The sequence below is a fragment of the Campylobacter concisus genome (assembly GCF_902460675.1).
Lineage (GTDB): Bacteria > Campylobacterota > Campylobacteria > Campylobacterales > Campylobacteraceae > Campylobacter_A > Campylobacter_A concisus_AJ.
Genome location: NZ_CABPUQ010000001.1, coordinates 37050 through 57085 on the forward strand (window position 1 = coordinate 37050; position 20036 = coordinate 57085).

Consider the following 20036-nt stretch of genomic DNA (forward strand, 5'->3'; position numbering starts at 1 on the left):
TTTATGGCGAAGACTATGAGAAATTTAAAGAAGTCTTTGAAGATACTTTAAAATATGTGCCTATACTTTACTCTGAAGTAGAGCTAGATGACATTAAAAATACAGATGATAAGCCCTATGCTGAGTTTTTAAGAAAGTATGATGACTATACTGGCAACTATGGCGATTATCGTATCCACGACCTCCTTTATATAGTCTTAGTCCAATACTCTCTAATAGACAAAAATGGTCATTTAGTTTTACCAGAGAATAGAAAAGAGGAGTAGTGACATGAAGTTAAATGGCTTAGTTCTTATTTTTGCCTTACTTACTTCTACTTTTTGTTCTGAGTTAGAAGAAAAACTAGAGGCTGAATTTGACAAACATAAGGTCAAAGAAGTATATAAAGGTGAGATAAAAATTCCAAATAGTTATAAGAAGGATGAAGAAGGGCTTTATAGGGATGAACTTGGTAAATTTGTAAGTAACCAACAGCAGTTTTACGTAAATTTTGCAGGTAAGTATATGATAGTCACGCATAGCTGTGGCACTAGTTGTTATTACAGAACGGTTGAGGACTTAAGTGCAGGCAAGAGCGTAAAGATAGAAGGTATGGATAAATTTGACAATACCGAAACTAGACCATTATTTAAAGATAGTGAAATGGGTGGATTTGCCAAACTTTATACCAGAGAGGATAGCGATCTGCTAATGGCAAGATACATAAATTTTGAAAGCGAAGATTGCAAACAAGAGTATTTTGTACTAAAAACACTCAAAAATGGCAAGAAGGAGCTAAAAAGCATATCAGAAAAAACACCTTGTGATACGCCAATAGAATAATCATGAAATTTAGAACCATATTATTAATAAATTTGTTAGTAAGCTTAAATTTATATGCTTACGAGCCTTTAAGCCCAGACGAAGCTATGAGAAAATTTGCCTCTGACTTTTTACAGATAAACGACTATCCGCTTGATCCTACAATGGACTATGGTAGCCATACTATATCGCCAAGCTTTACCTGCTATGACGACAAAGGAAAGTATAAATTTAAAAAATACTCTTTAGAAGACTTTATATGTCAGTCAGACTATAACTCTTTTAGGGATAACTATTTTGCTGATCTTTATAATCTAATCGTAAAAGAAGCTCCAAATTTAAAAGACAAAGCTCAAAAGATAGCTAGAGAGAGGATAAAAGATAGCAAAAAAGAGTGCATTAGATACTCAAAAAAAGAGTATGACTATAGCTTTGTAGAGAGCAAGGCTTTATTTGTATCTGAAAGTATAGGTTGTATAAGTGAAAAGTATAGAGACTTTACAGCAAAGCTAGCTTTAATGCTTTATGAGAACGATGAAAAGTTATTTAGTAGAATTTATGGCGAAGATTATGAGAAATTTAAAGATGTTTTTGAAGATACCATCTCTATATCAGACCTAAAATTTGAAGGCATAAGCGCAAAACAAAAAGAAGAAAATTTAAAGCTTTATGAAAATTTTAAAGAAGAATATAAGGACTACGATATTGAGAGCTTTGAGTATAATCATTGCTGGGATGTAAGCTATGTTTTATTAGTCCAATACTCGCTAATAGACAAAAATGGCCACTTAGTTTTACCAGAGAATAGAAAAGACAAGTAATGTGTTCGTTTGTAAAGTAAAACTCGTACAACCTAGAGGCAAATGTCTAAATTTTGTTTAAAGTGGATAAGTAACAAAATGATTAAATTTATAGTTTTAATATTTGCTTTAGCAAGCGGCTTAAATGCAAAAGATGCTATCATCAAGTCCAAAAATGGAAACTCCTTGATATTTAAAGAAGCTGAGAAAAATGAACATTTTGAGGTAAATTTATACAAGAAACTAATCTTTTCTAGCAAAGAATATAATTCTACGATATACATCAATAACGACACGTACTACTTTGGTCCTAATAGCAGTATCTTGTCTAGTTCTGGTAGATACGTAATATTAGATACTTTGGAGGGAGGCTATATAACTGGTTATTCTGATGATAAAGATGAAAAACCTTTGTGGAAAGATAAGACACATTGTTTGGTTATTGATTTACAAAATGGCTGTGTTTTGATAAACGAAACAGATGATGCCTGCATGATGGAGTGGAAAGGAGATGAGCTATATAATAATGCAGAACAACAAAAAGAGAGAATCGAGCTAAAAAGGAATATAAAAGACGATTTGGACCATCTTTTAAAGTGTGAAAATATAGGTTTTATGGATATAAATGAGTGTAAAAAGCAAAACAAAGGCAAGGTGGATAATGCTATCCGCTGCAACCCAATAAACTCTAAGAATATAAAAGAATATGAGAAATATCTAGGTAGTGATATAAATTCGGACACAAATAGTATCTTGAATAGATCACGATAGATTTATCTTAAATACAAATAAGGAAAATTATGAAATTTAAAATAGTATTGCTAGCAAGCTTGTTAATAAACTTAAATTTAAGTGCTTTTGAGCCCATAATGCCAGGTGAAGCTTATGAGAAAGCTAGCGATGATTATGGGCAGGTTGATGGTGGAGCTTTTTGTGATGCAGACTATGGTACCGACTTTATTACTCCTAGCTTTAAATGCTATGACGATAAAGAGAAATATAAATTTAAAGAGTACTCTTTAGAAGATTTCATATGCCAGTCAAGAAGTACTGCTTTTAGAGATAACTACTTTGCTGATCTTTATAATCTAATAGTGAAAGAAAAACCAAATTTAAAAGACAAAGCTCAAAAGATAGCAAGAGAGAGGATAGCTCAAACTAAAAAAGAGTGTATAAATAAATTTTCAAAAGAGTTTAAACAAAATTGCAAACTAACATTTAGTATATCTGGCGCTATTCTTTGTTCTAGATCATACTACAGAAGCTATACTGCTAAACTAGCTTTACTTCTTTATAAAAACGACAAAGAGCTTTTTAAAAGAATTTATGGCGAAGACTATGAGAAATTTAAAGAGGTATTTGAAGATACTTTAAAATATGTGCCGATACTTTACTCAGAAGTAGAGCTAAATGGTATTAAAAATACAGACAAAAATCCTTATGCTGAGTTTTTAAGAAAATATGATGACTATACTGGTAATTATGGTAATTATAAAATCCACGATCTAATTTATATAGTCTTAGTGCAATACTCCCTAATAGATAAAAATGGTCATTTAGTTTTACCAGAGAATAGAAAAGAGGAGTAGTGCATAAATTTTCTACAAAGGATTTTTAATGAGTTTGAACTTTATCTTAATCATAATTTTCTTTGAAATAGGAATATTCTTACTATTTCTTTTTCTCAAAGCTCTATTTAAAAAGATCTCTCAAAAATTTGATACTCTATTTTTTAAGCTAGTTTTATTTGTCACATTAAATGTTTGGATCGGATGTGGTTGCTTTTTATACAATACCTCAAAAGATCTTTTAGATCCTACTTTTTGGGACCCAGATACTGGAGATTTTCTTTTTTTACCTTTTATATCAGTGCTAATCTTAATAAATTTATCTTTAGTTGCAACTATTGTTATATTACGCATCATTTACCAAATAATAATTAAATATAGGTAAAGGCAAGGAAATAGAATGAAATTTAAAATTATATTGTTAGCCCTGATTGCTAGTTTAAATTTAAGCGCTTTTGAACCTTTAAGCCCTGAAAATGCTATCAATAAGTTTAGTAATGATTTTTGCCAACTAAATGATTATGATTCAAGCCCCTGGAGAGATTACGGCACAAATAGCAAGCCAAGCTTTGCCTGCTATGACGCCAAGGGTAAATATAAATTTAAAAAATACTCTTTAGAAGACTTTATATGCCAGTCAGACTATAACTCTTTTAGAGATAACTACTTTGCTGATCTTTATAATCTAATAATAAAAGAAGCTCCAAATTTAAAAGAAAAAGCTCAAAAGATAGCTAGAGAAAGGATAAAAGATAGCAAAAAAGAGTGCATTAGATACTCAAAAAAAGAGTATGACTATAGCTTTGTTGCTAAGTCAGCATTTTTTGTATCTGAAAGTATCTACTGCATAAAGAATTTCTATAGAGAGTATACTGCTAAGCTATCTTTAATGCTTTACGATGATGATAGAGGACTATTTAGTAGAATTTACGGAGAAGATTACGAGAAATTTAAAGAGGTATTTGAAGATACTTTAAAATATGTACCGATAGAAAATGGTAGCATGCCAAGAGATGTAAAAAGAGCTGAAATAAACAACGACTTTTTACAAAAATACAAAAGTTACCACTATGATGACGACTACCCACAGATAGATGATATGCTATATATCATGCTCGTGCAATACTCACTCATTGACAAAAATGGTCATTTAGTTTTACCAGAGAATAGAAAAAATGATGTCAAAAACTAGTTTTTTATACTTATTGCTACTTTTAGCTATATTTTCTAATGCCAAAAACTTAAGCATAGAAACATACAGCAAGGATAACAAATGCTCCATAAGTATAAATGATGAAGAGATTTATAGCAGGGAGTGCGAGTATGAGCTTGAACCAAATTTGATCTTTTATACCAAATTTAATCGTAGCGAAGTGTGGATATTTCAAGACATACAAAACTATGCCGCCTGCAGCGGACACGGCTCTTTGAGAATTTTTGAAAAGAAAGATGACGACAAGATAAAATTTCAAGGTGAGATAGATTGGTGCACGAGTGTGCCATTTTTCGAAGTCACCAATGAAGGCATCTTGGTAATAGACAAACCACACAAAAATGCACTAACCAACAACTGCGATCCAAATTTTAAAGGTAGCGGAAAACTATCAAATGAAAGAAAATATAAATTTGAGAATGGGAAGATCAAAAAGATATAGTTTTGCCTTTGTTAAATAGATATAATGCGACTAAAAAAGCACGGACATAGGTATGACAAACAAGATATTTATTTTTTATTTTACGGCACTAGGCTTTATGACGCAAAATGCTTACGCAAAAGATATAAATTTAACGGGGATTTACAAGAGTGAGCCTTGTAATATTTCAATAGAAATAGCAAAAAATACCAATAAAGCGAAGTATTTTTACAAGATAGTGGAGAATAATCAGACAAAATCACAAGGCTATATATCAAGCATAAAAAGCAACGGCGAAGGTGGATTTTACATAAAATTTAAAAAGATTGGCGGAGAGTATAAAAATGGTAGTATAGTCATACAAAACTATGGAAATTCTATGAACGAGTATAATCACTTTGAAGATTGCGATAGTAAATACTTAAAATTTGATAAATAAGGCTAGCGTGCGTGATTTTGCAATTACTATTTTGCAGTAAATTTTAATAGAAAGAACTTATGGTAGTTTTTAGATTTTTTATTTTAATCAATTTATTCTTTGCATTTATCAAGGCTGATGAGTTCGGGTATTACTATGAAAATGAAAAATTTTTAATAGCTACTCCAATGTTCGAATGCGAGGGTGACATACATTGTATAAATGGTGGTTATTTTGGGGTAAATAAAAGAAATAGCAAAAGTTTAGAAATTTTATCAAAACCAACACCGATAAAAAATAGTGTAAATGAGCGCTTGATGGGGTATAAATTTAAGAATTCAAACTACATATATGAAATTTATGGCGACATAATGTCTGGTGGAAAAATGTATTTAAACGTTTTTAAGCAAGGAAAAACTATTTTTAAAAGCGATGATTTACAACAGATAGAACAAGAAGAATTCCTATCCAAACTTAAAGAAATAGATAAAAGGCTACCTGCTAGCTTTGATAAATTTTATAAGAAGCTACAAAATAAATACAAACATGAAGACTATAAATAAAATAATTCTCTTTTGTTTAGTGTTATCTATATCACCTGCTCTTTTTGCAGAGCAAGCCACCAAGCAGTGCTTTAGTGGATATTTAGATAGTAAAGCTCGTTTTATAGATGAAAATAAATTTGATGAATTTGACTTTTCTGTCATTTTGGCTGACACTCGTACAAAATTTTTGGGCTATATCGGAGCTGATTATCACAGGCTACATATAAATTTTAGTAGCGTCAAAAAAACCTCAAATACAAAATATATAGTATCTGGTGAGTACAAAATAACCGCAGAGGCTCGCCCATTTAACGGCGAAATTCAAATAACAAAGATAAAAAAGTATGCGAATTTAAACTACGGCGTTGATGACTTTATGAAAGGTAAGATCGATGCTCAAGGCATAGCCTTAGCGAGCTATTTTTTAAAAGGTGATGGAGGTTTTCTGGCCAAAGGTCAAATGCTCATGAAATGGTACATTAATAGCGATCAAAGGCTAGTGTATGACGATATATCAGAAGATAAGGATATATACGCAAATAATTTATTTTGCGGAGAGTGCAAGGTAGGCAAGGCGCAAACAAAGCCATGCGCGTGGGGGCATTACAGGATACCAAACAGCGGCGATCTTGACATAGGTGCCGGGGAGTTTAGTCCTAGTCCAAAATATCTTAACAACGGCTGGAGCGACTTTAACAAGAATGAGTAAATTTTCTATAAAAAGCTTTTTAATACTATCTTTAATTGTAGGATTTCTAAATTTAACAGCTAGCGAAAATTTACCACACACGACAAGCATAGGTGAGATCAAAATCGGTCAAAATTTAGCTTTGAAAAATGTCACATACTTTTTAGATGGCGAAAAGACAAGCTTTGTAAATTTAGACAAAACGCAGATTATGACACTTGATTTTTGCTGTGGCGGTAACGGCGAAATTCAAAGGATAAACGTCAAATTTTATGATAAAAATTTAACCAAAGACTATATAAATTTCAGCAAGACAAAAGAATTTACTACAAATTCTGGTATCAAACTGGGCGACAAACAAGAGCAAATTTTAAATAAGCTTGGCAAGCCAAGAGACCAGCAAGAGCAAAACAGCACAACCGCTGCGATCTATATCACCGAGCAAAATGAGAGCCGCCTCTTGCAAGAATTTGACATGCCACTCTACTATGAGAGATTTATCTTTTATAGTGGCGTTTTAAAAGAATATGAATTTGGCTTTGAGTATCCGTGATATAAAAAATAAATAGCAAAATAAGTTTAAGAAATATGCCTATCTTGCATATCAAATTTTAATCACAATAACGTTTATTTCGTATCAAAACACGTTTAAGCTTTTTGCTTTGTTTAAGCAAGTTTTTACTACAATCCAAAATTAAATTTAGCTTTTTGGGCTATCATTTGTGAAAACTTCAAGGAGCAAGATGGAACCGATTTATAAAACGCAGATCATCAAATATAAAGGCGAGCAAAAAGCGCAGGTTGATGATATTTTGGTGCGTGAGATCAAGCTTGAAATTTACATAAATGACAAAAAATTTGGTGCCGTTATGGCAACGCCTACCGATCAAAAGGCGCTTGCTGTGGGCTATTTGATCAGTGAAAACGTCATCACAAAGCCAGAAGACATAGCTGAAGTTAGGCTCTCAAGCGACGAGCTAAGCGTCTATGTAAGCGCCAAAGTGAATGAAAAACGCTTAGAGCAGTTTGACGAAGAAAAGGTCATAATAAGTGGGTGTGGCAGAAGCTCAACGGCAAATATCGACCCACAGGCGATGGCGGCAAGAGCCGTAAAAAGCGGGGCTAAATTTAACAAAGATATGATCCTTACGCAGATGAAGGAGTTCTACACGCAGTGCGATCTTTATGAGATGACTGGCTGCGTGCATACGGCAAAGCTCTTTGTGAGCGAAGATAAATTTTACATAGGCGAGGATATCGCTCAGCACAACACGATCGACAAAGCCGTTGGCAAGGCCGTTTTAGACGGAGCTAACTTAGCAAATTCATTTTTGATGGTGAGTGGCAGGCTTAGTTCAGAGATGGTTGCAAAGGCCGTTATGCACGGCATCCCAGCACTTATCTCAAGGACAGCGCCGACTAGCCTTGGCGTGGTGATAGCTCGTAAATTTGAGCTCACGCTTTGCGGCTTTGCAAGGGGCGAAAATATCAACGTTTATAGCGGCGAAGAGAGAATTTATGAGTAAAAATTTAGAAGAGCTAATAAAACAAACGCTAAATAAAAGCGGCAAACTTGACTGCGGAACGGCCTTTAAGATCGCAAACAAGCTAGGCATCGAGGTAAGCGAAGTGAGCGACGAGGCAACCAGACTTGGCATCAAGATAGATAACTGCGAGCTTGGGCAGTTTGGTGGCTTGGATAAAGACCGCGGTAAATTTACATTGTCACTAAAACTAAAAGAAGTGAGCGACGAAAAGGGCAGAGTTTTTTGCAAAGATGCAAGGGATATGGCGGCAGCTAATGGCGGACTAAAGACCATGCGCTCTACACTTAGAGACTACGGCTTTGACGTGAAGTACTGTCAGCTAGGCTGTTTTAAGGAAAAGAAAGGCAAAAAGATGAGAGTAAAGACAAAGACTTGGATAGAAAACGACGAGGGCGAGCTTATATTTGGCAAGGGTAAAACCGAGGTTTTAGACGTGATAGCCGAGGTTGGCTCGATATCAAAGGCAGCTGAAATTTTAGGTATGAACTATAAAAAATGCTGGTCGCATCTGCAAATTTTGCAAAAAAATTTAAAAGAAGACCTCTTTACGACCAAGCAAGGTGGCGGAGATAACGCTGGCACTACACTAAATGATAGGGCCCATGAGCTTATAAACGCCTATAAACAGCTTCAAAACGACATCGAAGACTATGCAAATAAGCGCTTTAAAGAGCTATTTTTAAAACAAGACGATAAGACAAAAGATAAAAAATAAACCAAATTTTTAAAAGGAGAAAACATGTATGTAAAACTAAACGACAGGACTTATCTAAACAAAGATAAGATCACAAGAATCAAGATCGATAGCGTTCAAGACGGTATTCGTATCCGTTTCTATGAGGGTGCAAACCAAGTTGCTAAGAGCCAAAGATTTGAGAGTGAAGCAAAAGCTAACGAGTGGTTAGAAAAAAACTTCTTAAACAAATAATCACACGAGTGGGCGCCCTGCCCGCTTGTAACCTCACTTTATACAAAATTTCATTATAATCGCACTTTTAACCAAAAGGAAAATCGTGCCAACTATAGATGAAGTAAGAAAAAATATCATTTTAAAAGATGGAATTTACTATTTTGACTACACGGCCTCAGGCCTTGCCTATGAGCCTATCGAAGATGAAATTTCAAAATTTTTAAAAACCTACGCAAACACTCACTCAGACAGCAGCTCAAGCGCCGTGCTAACGCAAAAACGCTACGAAAACGCAAGGGCTGAGTTAAAGGAGCTTTTGGGGCTTGATGAGAGCTTTTATCTCATCGCAACTGGTCAAGGCGCAACGGCTGCGATAAAGAAATTTCAGGAGATAATGGGAATTTATCTGCCACCAACGACAAGAGCTTTGATCGGCGAAGCAAATTTAAGAAGCGTAAATTTACCACTCGTGCTTGTTGGCCCATATGAGCACCACTCAAATGAGATCAGCTTTCGTGAAGGGCTTTGCGACTGCGAGCGCACCTTGCTTGATGAAAACGGCGAGATAGACTACGTGATGCTTGAGAGGACGCTAAAACTAAACACAAAAAGAAAGATCATCGCCTGCTTTAGCGCCGCCTCAAACGTCACAGGCGTGAAAACCGACTACAAGAGAATTTACTCGCTCGTTAAGAAATTTGGCGGAGTGGTGGCATTTGACTGCGCAGCGACCAGCTCGCATGAAATTTTAGACGCAGCCTATTTTGACGCAGCCTTTTTTTCGCCTCACAAGCTACTTGGCGGAGTTGGGAGTTGTGGGCTTTTGGCGATCAAAAAAGAGCTTTATACAAGCGACATACCAAGCTTTGCAGGTGGCGGCACCATCGCACTTGCGACGCCTTCAAAGCACCTTTTTATAAAAAATGTCGAGCAGCTTGAAGAGGCTGGCACGCCATCTATCTTGGGACTGGTGCGAGCAAGCCTAGCTTACAGCCTGCAAGCAAGTGTAGGAGTAGAAAATATCAAAGCTCGCGAAGATGAACTGGCAAATTTCTTTGAAAAAGAGCTAGAAAATATCGAGGATATCACCATTTATGGCCCTAAAAATGCAGAAAAACTGCCTATTTTTTCATTTAATGTGCGCGATATTTCGCCTTATGACTTTGCTGCAACACTTAGCAACAACCACGGCATACAAAGCCGCGCTGGCGTGATGTGCGCTGGGCCTTATGCTTTTGATCTGCTGGGACTTAAAGAAAATAAGATCTTAGAGAAAAAGCCAGGTTTTGTAAGGGTGAGCATGCACTACACGCATACAAAAGAGGACGTACTCTATCTCATAAACGCTATCAAATCATCTATCAAAAAGCACCGTGAGCTTTGGGGTGAGGAAAAGGCGATGTATGAGATGTTTGGCGGGAAAATTTAGGCTAAATTTGTTGTTTCGGGTTAAATTTATTAGGTTTTGAAATTTAAAAGCTTTGCTTTAAACAGCCTCTACGAAACCAGTTATGTTGTCTAAATTTAAACTGGCTTTATCTATAAAAATTTAAAATTTATCATGGTAGCACATAAGCTCAACAACAAAGTTTGCCTGCCCACTCAATAAAAATATTTAAATTTAACTTGTAACTTTAGTGGCAATTACAACTTTTGATTTGCCCAAATTTTAATAGCAAAGTCTTTTAAAAATAGGTTTTGAAATTTAAACGCTTTGCTTTAAGTAGCTTCTATAAAGTTAGTTTTTTAAATTTAAACCTGCCTCATCTACATCAAATTTCATCACTCCAAAATAAAATTTGACTATAAAACCAAAACCTATCATAGCGACACACAAACCCAACCAAATAACTTCAAATTTAACTTGTAAATTTAGTAGCGGCTACTACTTTTTCTATTTTACTTAGCTCAAATTTTAATAGCAATCTTTTGCGATAGCCTAGAAAAACGAAACGTTTTTTACAATTTAAATAAAGCAAGCCATGTAAATTTAATATCCTATGCACTTAAATTTATTAGCTTCAGAGTGGATAAATTTAGGCGTTTTTAAAATTTAGAAGCCAAGATTTCAAATTTTATTTTGAAATTTCATCTTTTATCTTTTGATAAAGCTCCAAAATTTCATCTTTTTTGATGATGAAGCTATTTTTATTTGCGATTAGATAGGCTGAGCTTTGTATGATATCACCAGCCACTTTTAGCCCATTTTGCTTCATAGTTGAGCCAGTTTCGACCACATCGACGATCGCGTCGCTTAGCCCAACAAGCGGCGCTAGCTCGATCGAACCATAAAGCTTGATGATCTTGACGCCAACTGCAAGCTTAGCAAAATAGTTTCTCGTGATATTTGGCATTTTTGTAGCGATCTTTAGCTCAGACCTTGAAAAATCAAGCTCATCTTCGTTTTTTATGCCGATGCAGACCTTGCACTTGCCTATTTGCAGATCAAGTAGCCTCACCACATTTGGCTTATGCTCTTCAAGGACGTCAAGGCCGACCACGCCGATATCTGCAGCGCCTTCTGTGACGTATGTTGGTATATCTTGGTTGCGAACCATTAAAAATCTAAAATTTCCCTCTTCAAGGATAAGCTTTCTATCCTCAAACATAAAGCTAGAGCCAAAAATTTTTCTAAAAATTTCAAGTGTATCTTCTGCGATCCTGCCCTTTGGCAAGGCTACTGTTATCATTTTAAAATTTCCTTTTTCTCATCGATTATTTTTTGCATGGCACGAAAGATCAGCATCTTGTCGCAAATGGCATTTTTAAAAAATTTAGATAAAAAGTCACCATCTCCGCCAGTAAAATATACTTTTTTGCTGCCTGCAAGCTTTGAAATGAGCGTGATAATGGGCTTTATGATGCCGTAACTCACAGCATCGCTCGTTTTTTGAGGCAATGCATCGATGTCAATTTGCGAATTTAGTGTCACATCAAGGCGTGGTGAGATGCTTTTATAGGCATTTAACATAGTTGCAATACCTGGCAAGATGTAGCCGCCAAGATGAAGTGAGTTTGCCATTATATCAACGGTGATAGCACTTCCAGCATCTACTATAACGCCATCATTTATCATATAGCAACCCGCTTTTCTATCTACTCCGAGCCCCTGATAGATCGTGTCTATCTCAAAGTAAGACTCTAAATTTACAAACATTTCATCCTTATCTACCATGCGTAAAATTTCTTCATTTACACAGATAAAATAGACCTTTTCATTTGGCTTGTAGTTTTTAAATTCGCTAACTTTTATGTGTGTGATCTTGCCATTTTGCAAAAAAGAGGCGTTGGTGTTGCCGATATCACACAAAATCATAACAGCTCCAGCCTTGCTCTTTGAAGTAGTTTAGGGATTTTGAGCAAATTTGAGAGTTGTAAAAGATCACACGTTTTTTGATCTTGGTTTGAAATTTATCTTCAAATTTAGTGCAAATTTCATTTATCTCGCTGGCTTCTTTGAGCAAAAGCCTGCTCTTTGCATTTCTTAAAAAAACGATCTCGTAGAAATTTTTTGTATTAACACCAAAAAACGCCTCAAGCGAGCGTTTCTTGGTAAATTCGCTAAGATCAAGCCTTTTTAGATCCCTTAGCAAGATCTTTTTAGCTTCAAAAAGCTCCCAAATTTTTTGGTTCATTGCCCTAGATTAACATACTCGTTATCGTAGTAAAATGCGCCATTACCCATGAAGCTTTTATCTTTTATCTCATCGCTAAACTCGTAAATTTCAGCTCCGCTAAGGTCTAAATTTGTCTTTATAACATAACCTGTTTTTTCGATGACATAGAGCTTATTGTTGATGATAGTAGCCGCTGAGAAGATAGCAAATTTGAAATTTACCTTATTTTGCTCTTTTAGCATAAGGTCTGTTCTTACTATCGTGCCATCTTTTTTAAAGATGTAAATTTCATCGTTATGAACTAGCACGTCTTTGATCTCGCCGTCATAATAAACTGTCTGGCTTGGGTTGATGACGATTAGTTTTTTGGCTGTTGCTGCGATTAGGTTATCGCCCTCAACGCCTAAGAATATGATGTTATTAAAGAAATTTTCAGAGCTTACGACAACGTCGCGTAAAATTCTACCACTATCTTTTTGCACGATGTAAATTTTGCCATCAAGCGCTGGATAGACGATGAGTGAGCTCATGAAGTAAGGTGCCACAACTCTTGAATCAACCGCAGCGATGTCAGAAGAGCTATACTCCATTAGTGTCGTAGCTGTGTTGATGTCGATTAGATAGATGTGGTTTGATGCGCTGATAGCCGCAAGTTGGTTTTGATCAAGCGAGGCTGCTACGATCGCAGTTGGAAATTTACCGCTATAAACGCTGTGACCGCTAGGATCAGTCACGTTTAGATCGCCATTTATGCTAGCTGAGATGACAAAGCCGTTGTTTTCGTTTAAGAAGTTGAAATTTTCAGGCAAGGTAACGCTTTTATTTAGCCCATTTTTAGTGATGATGTTGCCATTATCAAGCGTTGCGCCATTTGCATTTGCTGATTTGATGTAAGAAGGAAGATCTTTTGACAAAGATATCTCACCAGAAGTTTGCGCAGGCTCAAAATATTGTCTTTTTGTGCCGCATCCGCTTAGAACTAAAGCCAAGGCAAAGGCCAAGAATAGTGTAAGTTTTTTCATTATTTTATTCCCTGATAGTGTTTTAAATTTTTAACTAAAGTTTGTAGTTGTGAGTCAAGTGCGATCTTGTCAAATTCCACATTTGCCTCTTTGATTTTATTTTGTTTTAAAAGCTCAAAACCTTTTAAAAGTGCGTTGTATTCGCTTAAAATTTGAGTATTTGCATCGCCAGTTTGTGAAAGAATGATATCTTTTACGATCGGATTTACTTTTAAATTTACAAGCTCACTAATGCCTTTTGTATCGTTTTTATCGAGCATTTGTCCAAGTGAAAAAAGTGCATATAAGCTTGGCTCTTTCTCCTTTAAAACATTTAAAGCGTTTGCGTCATTTGGGTTTAATATAAGCTTTGAATAGGCTAAATTTGCCTCCTCAACCCTATTGTCGTTTAAAACCTTACTAGCGTAAAATCCGATGAGTGCGACGATAGCTGCCACGCATAGCACGATCAGCAAAGTTTTGTATTTCCTAAAAAAACGCTCTCCCTTGATCATACTCTCAAGAAACTGCTCTTGGGCGTCGATCTCTTTTTTTATCTCGGTTAAGTCTTCTTTTATAGCCAACGTTTTTCCTTGCTTTTGAAAAATTTTAATTCGCAGATTTTAGCATAATTAAATTAAAAGTAGCCCAAAATTAAAGCTTGAATGTGATATAATGCCTCAAAATCAATTAAAAGGTTGCTTAATAATGCAAATAGACGACACTCTCTTAAATAAACTAGAAAAACTCTCAGCATTACAAATTAATGATGAAAAAAGAGAAGAGATCAAGAAGCAATTAAGTGAAATCGTATCTTTTGTCGATGTTTTAAACGAGCTTGATCTAAGCAGCGATGAGGCCGTAGTTAGCTCTATAAAAGGCGGCACTCCATTAAGAGAAGATGAGCCACATTTAAGTGACGTTGTCGATGAAATTTTAAAGCACGCCCCTTCACGCGAAGGACACTTTTTTGCCGTGCCAAAGATCATAGAGTAAAATATGGATCTAATCGAACAACTCCAAGCAAAAGGCCTAAACGCCGTTCAAACACCAGAAAGTAGCCTATCAGGCGACATCCAAACGCTTCTAAAAACCGTTGTTTTTAACAAAGCTAGCGACCTCCACCTAGTCTCAAGGTCTGAGCCTCAAATAAGGATAGATGGTACTTTAAGGCCACTTGAATTTGGCGTGCTAAGCGGCAAAGATATAGAAAATTTATGCTACGCTCTGATCACAGACGCCCAAAAAAGCGAGCTAGAAAACAACAAAGAGCTTGACTTTGCCATAGAGCTTCCAAATATCGGCCGCTTTCGTGGCAACTACTACTACACGATGAATGGCGATCTAGCCGCAGCTTTTCGTATCATACCTATCGATATACCTTCGCTTGATGATCTAAATGCGCCACAAATTTTTAAATATATCATCAAACGAGAAAAGGGCCTTATCCTAGTTACTGGACCAACGGGTAGTGGTAAATCAACGACGCTTGCAGCGATGCTTAATGAGATAAATTTAAATTATAGAAAGCACATCATTACCGTTGAGGACCCAGTTGAGTTTGTGCATAACAACAAAAAAGCCCTATTTTCACATAGAAACATAGGCACCGACACGCACTCTTACTCAAAAGCGCTAAAATTTGCACTTCGCGAGGACCCTGATATCATACTTGTGGGCGAGATGAGGGATAGAGAGACGATCTCTACGGCTATTACAGCGGCTGAGACTGGACACCTAGTCTTTGGCACTCTTCACACAAACTCGGCCATACAAACTATAAATAGGATCGTTGATAGCTTCGATGGAAGTGAGCAGCTTCAAGTAAGAAACATGCTTAGCGTTTCGCTAACTGCCGTCATCTCACAAAGTCTGATACCAAAAATAGGCGGCGGAAGGTGCGCTGTACATGAAATTTTGATAAACAACATGGCGATATCAAACTTGATACGCGAAAACAAAGTGCATCAAATTTACTCTCAAATGCAGCTAAATCAGCAACAAACCGGCATGAGCACGCAGACTCAAGCCCTGATGAAAGCGCTAAAAGAGGGCATGATTACAAAAGAAAACGCGCTAGCATACTCAACTAGCCAGCAAGAACTTCAAAATTTAATAGGAACTGTATGATGGATTTAGTAACTTGGTTTGACATTATCATTATCGCCCTTGTCTTGATGCTGGGCGTAAAGGGCATAATAAATGGCCTCATAAAAGAGACTTTTGGGCTCATCGGACTTATCGGAGGTTTAGTTGTTGCTAGCAGGTTTTCAGATGTGGCTGAGGGTTTTATAAGTAAAAATATATATAAATTTGAAAATCCTTCATTTTTACAATTTGTCGCATTTATCGGACTTTGGCTAGTTTTTTGGCTGGTTTGTCTGCTGGTTGGTAAATTTTTATCAAAGATTGTTTCAGTAAGCGGACTTGGCTTTTTAGACAGACTTGGTGGATTTGTTATGGGAAGTGGCAAAATTTTCCTCACATTTTCAGCAGTCGTTGCCGTGATGTCAGGCACTTCGCTAAACAAAATGATCGAGCCATACTTTACAAATAGCAAGGTCTATCCGCTCCTACTTGAAACTGGCAGGTGGATAACAAACGTCGATATGAAAAATATCAAAAACGAAATAGATGAAATGGTAGCAAGACCAAAGGATACAAACAAGAGTGATGCATTTATATCAATGGATGCAAATGCGAGCACAAATACCGACACAAACGTCACCAAAGGGGAGTGAGATGATAGAAAATTTAGAATACGATGCGTTACTTGAGAAATTTAAAAGGGTACTTCGCGACAATGGTTTAAAATATACAAAACAGCGTGAAATTTTGCTAAAAACGCTTTATAACAACGACGAACACTTTACACCAGAGAGGCTATATCTTTTCATAAAAGAGACCTACCCTGAGCTAAATATCGGCATCGCAACAGTTTATAGAACGCTAAATTTACTTGAAGAATCAGAGATGGTAACATCTATCAGCTTTGGTTCGCAAGGCAAGAAATTTGAGCTTGCCACAAAGCCACACCACGACCACATGATATGCAGAAAATGCGGCCTTATCATAGAATTTGAAGATCCTATGATAGAAAAAAGGCAAATAAGCATTGCAAAAGAGCATGGCTTTAAACTAACTGGTCACATGATGCAGCTTTATGGAATTTGCGAAAAATGTTCAAAAAATAATATAAAGGGAAAGTAAGGTGATATTTGACAACCAACATGAAATTCAAAGATTAGAAAGCATAGATGAGCTTAGAAATTTAGGTATAAATCCATATCCACATTTTCTTAGAAGAGATATGAATATCTCTAAATTTAGACTCAAATTTAATTACATAAAAGATACTGAAGATAAAAAAGCAGAGGGGCAGCTAGTAGGCCTTGCTGGAAGAATAAAGCTAATCCGCGACGCTGGTAAAGCGGTCTTTGCAAACATCGAAGACGAAAATGGAAATTTACAAATTTACTTTAGCAATAAGACGCTTGATCCAGAGTGGTTTAAAATCGTTAAGAAATACGTAGAAATAGGCGATATCGTCTATGTTAGAGGCTACGCCTTTATAACAAAAACTGGCGAATTTTCAATGCATGTAAATGAGCTTAGCTTAGCTACAAAATCAATAAGTCCGCTTCCAGAGAAGTACCACGGGCTAGTTGATGTAGAGACAAGATACCGCCAAAGATACCTTGATATGATAATGAACCCTGAAGTTAGGGCTGACTTTAAAAAGCGCTCGGTGATTATAAGCACGATTAGAAGATTTTTTGAAGAAAAGGGCTTTTTAGAGGTTGAAACTCCGATGCTTCACCCAATAGCTGGCGGCGCAAATGCAAAACCATTTGTGACATTTCACAACGCTCTTGGAGTTGAGAGATACCTAAGAATCGCTCCCGAGCTATATCTAAAACGTCTTGTAGTTGGTGGCTTTGAGGCTGTTTATGAGATGAATAGAAACTTCAGAAATGAGGGCATGGACCTAACCCACAACCCTGAATTTACAAGCATAGAGTTTTACTGGGCATATCACAACTACCACGATCTAATGGGCATCACAGAGGATCTATTTAATGTCATTTTAGAAAAACTTGGCATGGAGAAAGTGATAAATTTTGATGGCATGGAGATTGATTTTAGCAAGCCATTTAAACGCATAAGCTATAAAAAAGCCTTAGTTGAGATAGGCGGACTTGCTGAAGATGTGGTAAATGATAAGGATAAAATTTTAGCAAAACTAAGAGCTGACGGCTTTGAGGCAAACGAGAAGCTTGACCTTGGACACTTGCAGGCTGAACTCTTTGACAACTACGTAGAGAGTAAGCTAATACACCCAACTTTTGTCATCGACTATCCGATCTCTATAAGCCCACTTTCAAGAAGAAGTGATACAAATCCTGACGTGGCAGAGAGATTTGAGCTATTTATCGCTGGTCGCGAGCTAGCAAATGGCTTTAACGAGCTAAATGATCCAATTGATCAATACAACCGCTTTAAAGCGCAGATCGACGCTAAAAACGCAGGCGATGACGAGGCACATGAGATGGACGAGGACTATGTAAAAGCCCTAGGATACGGCATGCCACCAGTTGCAGGCGAAGGCATAGGCATCGATAGGCTTGTCATGCTTTTAACAGATAAAAAATCAATCCGCGACGTTGTCCTCTTCCCAGCGATGAGGCCACTAAAAACTGAGACAAAGGAGAACGAAAAATGAGTTTGCAAAGCTATGATAAAGATATTTACGACCTAGTAAATTTAGAGTTAAAACGCCAGTGTGACCACCTTGAGATGATCGCTAGCGAAAATTTCACATATCCAGATGTTATGGAGGTGATGGGCTCAATCCTAACAAACAAATACGCCGAAGGCTATCCTGGCAAGAGATACTATGGTGGCTGCGAATTTGTAGATGAGATCGAGCAAATCGCGATCGATAGATGCAAAGAGCTTTTTGGATGCGAATTTGCAAACGTTCAACCAAACTCAGGCTCACAGGCAAACCAAGGCGTTTATGGTGCTTTGCTTAACCCAGGCGATAAAATTTTAGGCATGGATCTAAGCCATGGCGGACACCTAACTCACGGCGCAAAGGTAAGCAGCTCTGGCAAGATGTATGAGAGCTTTTTCTACGGCGTTGAGCTTGATGGTCGCATAAACTACGATAGGGTTATGGATATCGCAAAGATAGTAAAACCAAAAATGATCGTTTGTGGCGCAAGCGCATATACAAGAGAGATCGAGTTTAAGAAATTTAGAGAGATAGCTGACGCTGTTGGTGCGATACTATTTGCAGACGTTGCTCACATCGCTGGCCTAGTCGTAGCTGGTGAGCATCAAAATCCTTTCCCGCACTGCGACGTCGTAAGCTCAACTACGCATAAAACTCTAAGAGGCCCAAGAGGCGGTATCATAATGACAAACAACGAAGAGTACGCTAAAAAGATAAACTCTTCTATATTCCCAGGCATCCAAGGCGGACCACTAGTTCACGTCATCGCTGCAAAGGCAGTTGGCTTTAAGCACAACCTTAGCCCTGAGTGGAAAATTTACGCTAAACAAGTAAAAGCAAACGCTAAAAAACTTGGCGAAGTGCTAATAAGTAGAGGCTTTGATCTAGTAAGTGGCGGCACTGATAACCACCTAATCCTAATGAGCTTCTTAAACCGCGATTTTAGCGGAAAAGACGCAGATATCGCTCTAGGAAATGCTGGTATAACTGTAAATAAAAACACAGTTCCAGGCGAGACAAGAAGTCCGTTTATCACAAGCGGCATACGTGTAGGTAGCCCAGCTCTAACGGCTCGTGGCATGAAAGAGGCTGAATTTGAGCTAATAGCAAACAAGATCGCTGACGTGCTAAGCGACATCAACAACGCATCTTTACAAGAGAAGACCAAGAGCGAGTTAAAAGAGCTAGCTCATAAATTTATAATCTACGATAAAGCGACATTTTGATGCAAAGTATTGATACATCTCTTATAAAGATAATAACGACCCACTACTACATCAAACGTGACACGATCGTCAATAAGATAGAGTATAAGGGCAAAATTTTCTTTGATAAATTTGAAAAGATCAACGAACCACTAACTTATAGCGTTATGAAAGAGCATGAAGAGGGCAAAGCTATAATCGCCCACTCGCTAATCAATGCAAGTGACAAGGTCGAAAACATAGTCTTTGACTACAACGGCAGAACTCCAGATAGGTTTTGGCATAGAGCGCAGCTTCTTTTAAGAGAAGAAGGCTTTATAAATTTCACAGCCTATGAGACCAAGACGCCAGGACATTTACACCTTTATGTGCATAAAGGTCACACTACGCTAAATGAAGCTTGCACGCTTGCAAATATGCTAAGCGCAAAGCTCTCACAAAAGTTAGCCAAAGAGTGGAGAATGTTCCCAAATATCGACATGCCAAAAGAATTTAACATCCTAACTTTGCCATATAACCTCTATCAAAAAGAGCGCGGGGCAAGTTGGTCAAAATATATGTAAG

General features: G+C 36.8%; 27 protein-coding genes and 1 pseudogene. 22 read left to right on the plus strand and 6 right to left on the minus strand.

Features of this window, described 5'->3' with window-relative positions; genetic code table 11:
* From F3G88_RS00175 to F3G88_RS00195, 5 genes and pseudogenes are all read left to right on the plus strand, one after another.
* Positions 1-266: pseudogene (locus F3G88_RS00175) on the plus strand (hypothetical protein); the annotation flags it as partial.
* A 4-nt stretch (positions 267-270) separates the two neighbouring features.
* The gene (locus tag F3G88_RS00180) at positions 271-822 is read left to right on the plus strand and encodes a hypothetical protein (RefSeq protein ID WP_149715073.1); all 552 of its coding nucleotides are present in this window, start codon (positions 271-273) and stop codon (positions 820-822) included.
* A gap of 2 nt (positions 823-824) precedes the next feature.
* Complete coding sequence (locus tag F3G88_RS00185) at positions 825-1622, plus strand: hypothetical protein (RefSeq protein WP_149715074.1); 798 nt, start codon at positions 825-827, stop codon at positions 1620-1622.
* Between the two features lie 78 nt (positions 1623-1700).
* Positions 1701-2372 (plus strand): hypothetical protein, encoded by a 672-nt coding sequence (locus tag F3G88_RS00190; RefSeq protein WP_149715075.1) that lies wholly within the window; start codon positions 1701-1703, stop codon positions 2370-2372.
* A 29-nt stretch (positions 2373-2401) separates the two neighbouring features.
* Entirely contained in the window at positions 2402-3190 is a 789-nt protein-coding gene (locus tag F3G88_RS00195; protein ID WP_149715076.1) for a hypothetical protein, read from the plus strand.
* 120 nt (positions 3191-3310) lie between these two features.
* Here F3G88_RS00195 and F3G88_RS10145 read toward each other — a convergent pair whose 3' ends face one another.
* On the minus strand, positions 3311-3526 hold the full coding sequence (locus tag F3G88_RS10145; RefSeq protein ID WP_188117439.1) for a hypothetical protein: 216 nt from the start codon (positions 3524-3526) through the stop codon (positions 3311-3313).
* Positions 3527-3569: 43 nt separating this feature from the next.
* On the opposite strand from F3G88_RS10145, the gene F3G88_RS00200 reads away from it, so the two are divergent.
* The 10 genes from F3G88_RS00200 to F3G88_RS00245 all read left to right on the plus strand — a co-directional run bounded on the left by F3G88_RS00200 (position 3570) and on the right by F3G88_RS00245 (position 10340).
* Positions 3570-4361, plus strand: coding sequence for a hypothetical protein (locus F3G88_RS00200; protein ID WP_103573111.1), 792 nt, complete (start codon positions 3570-3572; stop codon positions 4359-4361).
* A gap of 13 nt (positions 4362-4374) precedes the next feature.
* Positions 4375-4824 (plus strand): hypothetical protein, encoded by a 450-nt coding sequence (locus tag F3G88_RS00205; RefSeq protein ID WP_223228690.1) that lies wholly within the window; start codon positions 4375-4377, stop codon positions 4822-4824.
* Between the two features lie 52 nt (positions 4825-4876).
* Entirely contained in the window at positions 4877-5242 is a 366-nt protein-coding gene (locus F3G88_RS00210) for a hypothetical protein (protein ID WP_103573113.1), read from the plus strand.
* 59 nt (positions 5243-5301) lie between these two features.
* Positions 5302-5784 (plus strand): hypothetical protein, encoded by a 483-nt coding sequence (locus F3G88_RS00215; RefSeq protein ID WP_103573114.1) that lies wholly within the window; start codon positions 5302-5304, stop codon positions 5782-5784.
* Entirely contained in the window at positions 5768-6475 is a 708-nt protein-coding gene (locus F3G88_RS00220; protein ID WP_180999926.1) for a hypothetical protein, read from the plus strand. The genes F3G88_RS00215 and F3G88_RS00220 overlap by 17 nt, the downstream gene beginning before the upstream one ends.
* Complete coding sequence (locus F3G88_RS10375) at positions 6468-7007, plus strand: hypothetical protein (RefSeq protein WP_219809567.1); 540 nt, start codon at positions 6468-6470, stop codon at positions 7005-7007. Before F3G88_RS00220 ends, F3G88_RS10375 begins: the two co-directional genes overlap by 8 nt.
* A 190-nt stretch (positions 7008-7197) precedes the next feature.
* On the plus strand, positions 7198-7980 hold the full coding sequence (fdhD, locus tag F3G88_RS00230; RefSeq protein ID WP_103573116.1) for a formate dehydrogenase accessory sulfurtransferase FdhD: 783 nt from the start codon (positions 7198-7200) through the stop codon (positions 7978-7980).
* On the plus strand, positions 7973-8716 hold the full coding sequence (locus F3G88_RS00235) for a winged helix-turn-helix domain-containing protein (RefSeq protein WP_103573117.1): 744 nt from the start codon (positions 7973-7975) through the stop codon (positions 8714-8716). The genes fdhD and F3G88_RS00235 overlap by 8 nt, the downstream gene beginning before the upstream one ends.
* Before the next feature lie 24 nt (positions 8717-8740).
* On the plus strand, positions 8741-8929 hold the full coding sequence (locus F3G88_RS00240) for a hypothetical protein (RefSeq protein ID WP_002941192.1): 189 nt from the start codon (positions 8741-8743) through the stop codon (positions 8927-8929).
* Between the two features lie 85 nt (positions 8930-9014).
* Positions 9015-10340: an aminotransferase class V-fold PLP-dependent enzyme gene (locus F3G88_RS00245; protein WP_103573118.1), complete on the plus strand. Its 1326-nt coding sequence runs from the start codon at positions 9015-9017 to the stop codon at positions 10338-10340.
* Between the two features lie 646 nt (positions 10341-10986).
* Here F3G88_RS00245 and hisG read toward each other — a convergent pair.
* From hisG to F3G88_RS00270, 5 genes are read right to left on the minus strand one after another with little or no spacing between them, the layout of a single operon-like run.
* A complete protein-coding gene (hisG, locus tag F3G88_RS00250) occupies positions 10987-11601 on the minus strand; it encodes an ATP phosphoribosyltransferase (protein ID WP_103573119.1) in 615 nt (204 codons plus the stop codon).
* On the minus strand, positions 11598-12227 hold the full coding sequence (locus F3G88_RS00255; RefSeq protein WP_103573120.1) for a type III pantothenate kinase: 630 nt from the start codon (positions 12225-12227) through the stop codon (positions 11598-11600). The genes hisG and F3G88_RS00255 overlap by 4 nt, the downstream gene beginning before the upstream one ends.
* On the minus strand, positions 12214-12546 hold the full coding sequence (locus tag F3G88_RS00260; protein WP_103573121.1) for a hypothetical protein: 333 nt from the start codon (positions 12544-12546) through the stop codon (positions 12214-12216). Before F3G88_RS00260 ends, F3G88_RS00255 begins: the two co-directional genes overlap by 14 nt.
* Entirely contained in the window at positions 12543-13550 is a 1008-nt protein-coding gene (locus tag F3G88_RS00265; protein ID WP_103638267.1) for an L-seryl-tRNA selenium transferase, read from the minus strand. The genes F3G88_RS00260 and F3G88_RS00265 overlap by 4 nt, the downstream gene beginning before the upstream one ends.
* On the minus strand, positions 13550-14113 hold the full coding sequence (locus tag F3G88_RS00270; RefSeq protein WP_103631043.1) for a hypothetical protein: 564 nt from the start codon (positions 14111-14113) through the stop codon (positions 13550-13552). Before F3G88_RS00270 ends, F3G88_RS00265 begins: the two co-directional genes overlap by 1 nt.
* Positions 14114-14237: 124 nt before the next feature.
* On the opposite strand from F3G88_RS00270, the gene gatC reads away from it, so the two are divergent.
* Genes gatC through F3G88_RS00305 form a run of 7 tightly spaced genes read left to right on the plus strand, consistent with a single transcriptional unit; the run spans position 14238 to position 20035 of the window.
* Positions 14238-14525, plus strand: coding sequence for an Asp-tRNA(Asn)/Glu-tRNA(Gln) amidotransferase subunit GatC (gene gatC / locus F3G88_RS00275; RefSeq protein WP_021085025.1), 288 nt, complete (start codon positions 14238-14240; stop codon positions 14523-14525).
* Between the two features lie 3 nt (positions 14526-14528).
* Complete coding sequence (locus F3G88_RS00280; protein ID WP_149715077.1) at positions 14529-15659, plus strand: type IV pilus twitching motility protein PilT; 1131 nt, start codon at positions 14529-14531, stop codon at positions 15657-15659.
* Entirely contained in the window at positions 15659-16270 is a 612-nt protein-coding gene (locus tag F3G88_RS00285; protein ID WP_149715920.1) for a CvpA family protein, read from the plus strand. The genes F3G88_RS00280 and F3G88_RS00285 overlap by 1 nt, the downstream gene beginning before the upstream one ends.
* A gap of 1 nt (position 16271) precedes the next feature.
* Positions 16272-16739: a Fur family transcriptional regulator gene (locus F3G88_RS00290; RefSeq protein WP_002941362.1), complete on the plus strand. Its 468-nt coding sequence runs from the start codon at positions 16272-16274 to the stop codon at positions 16737-16739.
* 4 nt (positions 16740-16743) lie between these two features.
* Positions 16744-18252, plus strand: coding sequence for a lysine--tRNA ligase (gene lysS, locus F3G88_RS00295; RefSeq protein WP_223228755.1), 1509 nt, complete (start codon positions 16744-16746; stop codon positions 18250-18252).
* Positions 18249-19493 (plus strand): serine hydroxymethyltransferase, encoded by a 1245-nt coding sequence (locus F3G88_RS00300; RefSeq protein WP_149715079.1) that lies wholly within the window; start codon positions 18249-18251, stop codon positions 19491-19493. The genes lysS and F3G88_RS00300 overlap by 4 nt, the downstream gene beginning before the upstream one ends.
* Complete coding sequence (locus tag F3G88_RS00305) at positions 19493-20035, plus strand: DUF1882 domain-containing protein (RefSeq protein WP_012140331.1); 543 nt, start codon at positions 19493-19495, stop codon at positions 20033-20035. The genes F3G88_RS00300 and F3G88_RS00305 overlap by 1 nt, the downstream gene beginning before the upstream one ends.
* The last annotated feature ends 1 nt before the right edge of the window (position 20036 follow it).

Excerpts from the sequence above, each read along its gene's own strand:
- F3G88_RS00180 (WP_149715073.1), top strand. The coding sequence starts at position 271 with ATGAAGTTAAATGGCTTAGTTCTTATTTTTGCCTTACTTACTTCTACT.
- F3G88_RS00185 (WP_149715074.1), top strand. The coding sequence starts at position 825 with ATGAAATTTAGAACCATATTATTAATAAATTTGTTAGTAAGCTTAAAT.
- F3G88_RS00190 (WP_149715075.1), top strand. The coding sequence starts at position 1,701 with ATGATTAAATTTATAGTTTTAATATTTGCTTTAGCAAGCGGCTTAAAT.
- F3G88_RS00195 (WP_149715076.1), top strand. The coding sequence starts at position 2,402 with ATGAAATTTAAAATAGTATTGCTAGCAAGCTTGTTAATAAACTTAAAT.
- F3G88_RS10145 (WP_188117439.1), bottom strand. The coding sequence starts at position 3,526 with ATGATGCGTAATATAACAATAGTTGCAACTAAAGATAAATTTATTAAG.
- F3G88_RS00200 (WP_103573111.1), top strand. The coding sequence starts at position 3,570 with ATGAAATTTAAAATTATATTGTTAGCCCTGATTGCTAGTTTAAATTTA.
- F3G88_RS00210 (WP_103573113.1), top strand. The coding sequence starts at position 4,877 with ATGACAAACAAGATATTTATTTTTTATTTTACGGCACTAGGCTTTATG.
- F3G88_RS00215 (WP_103573114.1), top strand. The coding sequence starts at position 5,302 with ATGGTAGTTTTTAGATTTTTTATTTTAATCAATTTATTCTTTGCATTT.
- F3G88_RS00220 (WP_180999926.1), top strand. The coding sequence starts at position 5,768 with ATGAAGACTATAAATAAAATAATTCTCTTTTGTTTAGTGTTATCTATA.
- F3G88_RS10375 (WP_219809567.1), top strand. The coding sequence starts at position 6,468 with ATGAGTAAATTTTCTATAAAAAGCTTTTTAATACTATCTTTAATTGTA.
- fdhD (WP_103573116.1), top strand. The coding sequence starts at position 7,198 with ATGGAACCGATTTATAAAACGCAGATCATCAAATATAAAGGCGAGCAA.
- F3G88_RS00235 (WP_103573117.1), top strand. The coding sequence starts at position 7,973 with ATGAGTAAAAATTTAGAAGAGCTAATAAAACAAACGCTAAATAAAAGC.
- F3G88_RS00240 (WP_002941192.1), top strand. The coding sequence starts at position 8,741 with ATGTATGTAAAACTAAACGACAGGACTTATCTAAACAAAGATAAGATC.
- hisG (WP_103573119.1), bottom strand. The coding sequence starts at position 11,601 with ATGATAACAGTAGCCTTGCCAAAGGGCAGGATCGCAGAAGATACACTT.
- F3G88_RS00255 (WP_103573120.1), bottom strand. The coding sequence starts at position 12,227 with ATGATTTTGTGTGATATCGGCAACACCAACGCCTCTTTTTTGCAAAAT.
- F3G88_RS00260 (WP_103573121.1), bottom strand. The coding sequence starts at position 12,546 with ATGAACCAAAAAATTTGGGAGCTTTTTGAAGCTAAAAAGATCTTGCTA.
- F3G88_RS00265 (WP_103638267.1), bottom strand. The coding sequence starts at position 13,550 with ATGAAAAAACTTACACTATTCTTGGCCTTTGCCTTGGCTTTAGTTCTA.
- gatC (WP_021085025.1), top strand. The coding sequence starts at position 14,238 with ATGCAAATAGACGACACTCTCTTAAATAAACTAGAAAAACTCTCAGCA.
- F3G88_RS00280 (WP_149715077.1), top strand. The coding sequence starts at position 14,529 with ATGGATCTAATCGAACAACTCCAAGCAAAAGGCCTAAACGCCGTTCAA.
- F3G88_RS00285 (WP_149715920.1), top strand. The coding sequence starts at position 15,659 with ATGGATTTAGTAACTTGGTTTGACATTATCATTATCGCCCTTGTCTTG.
- F3G88_RS00290 (WP_002941362.1), top strand. The coding sequence starts at position 16,272 with ATGATAGAAAATTTAGAATACGATGCGTTACTTGAGAAATTTAAAAGG.
- F3G88_RS00300 (WP_149715079.1), top strand. The coding sequence starts at position 18,249 with ATGAGTTTGCAAAGCTATGATAAAGATATTTACGACCTAGTAAATTTA.
- F3G88_RS00305 (WP_012140331.1), top strand. The coding sequence starts at position 19,493 with ATGCAAAGTATTGATACATCTCTTATAAAGATAATAACGACCCACTAC.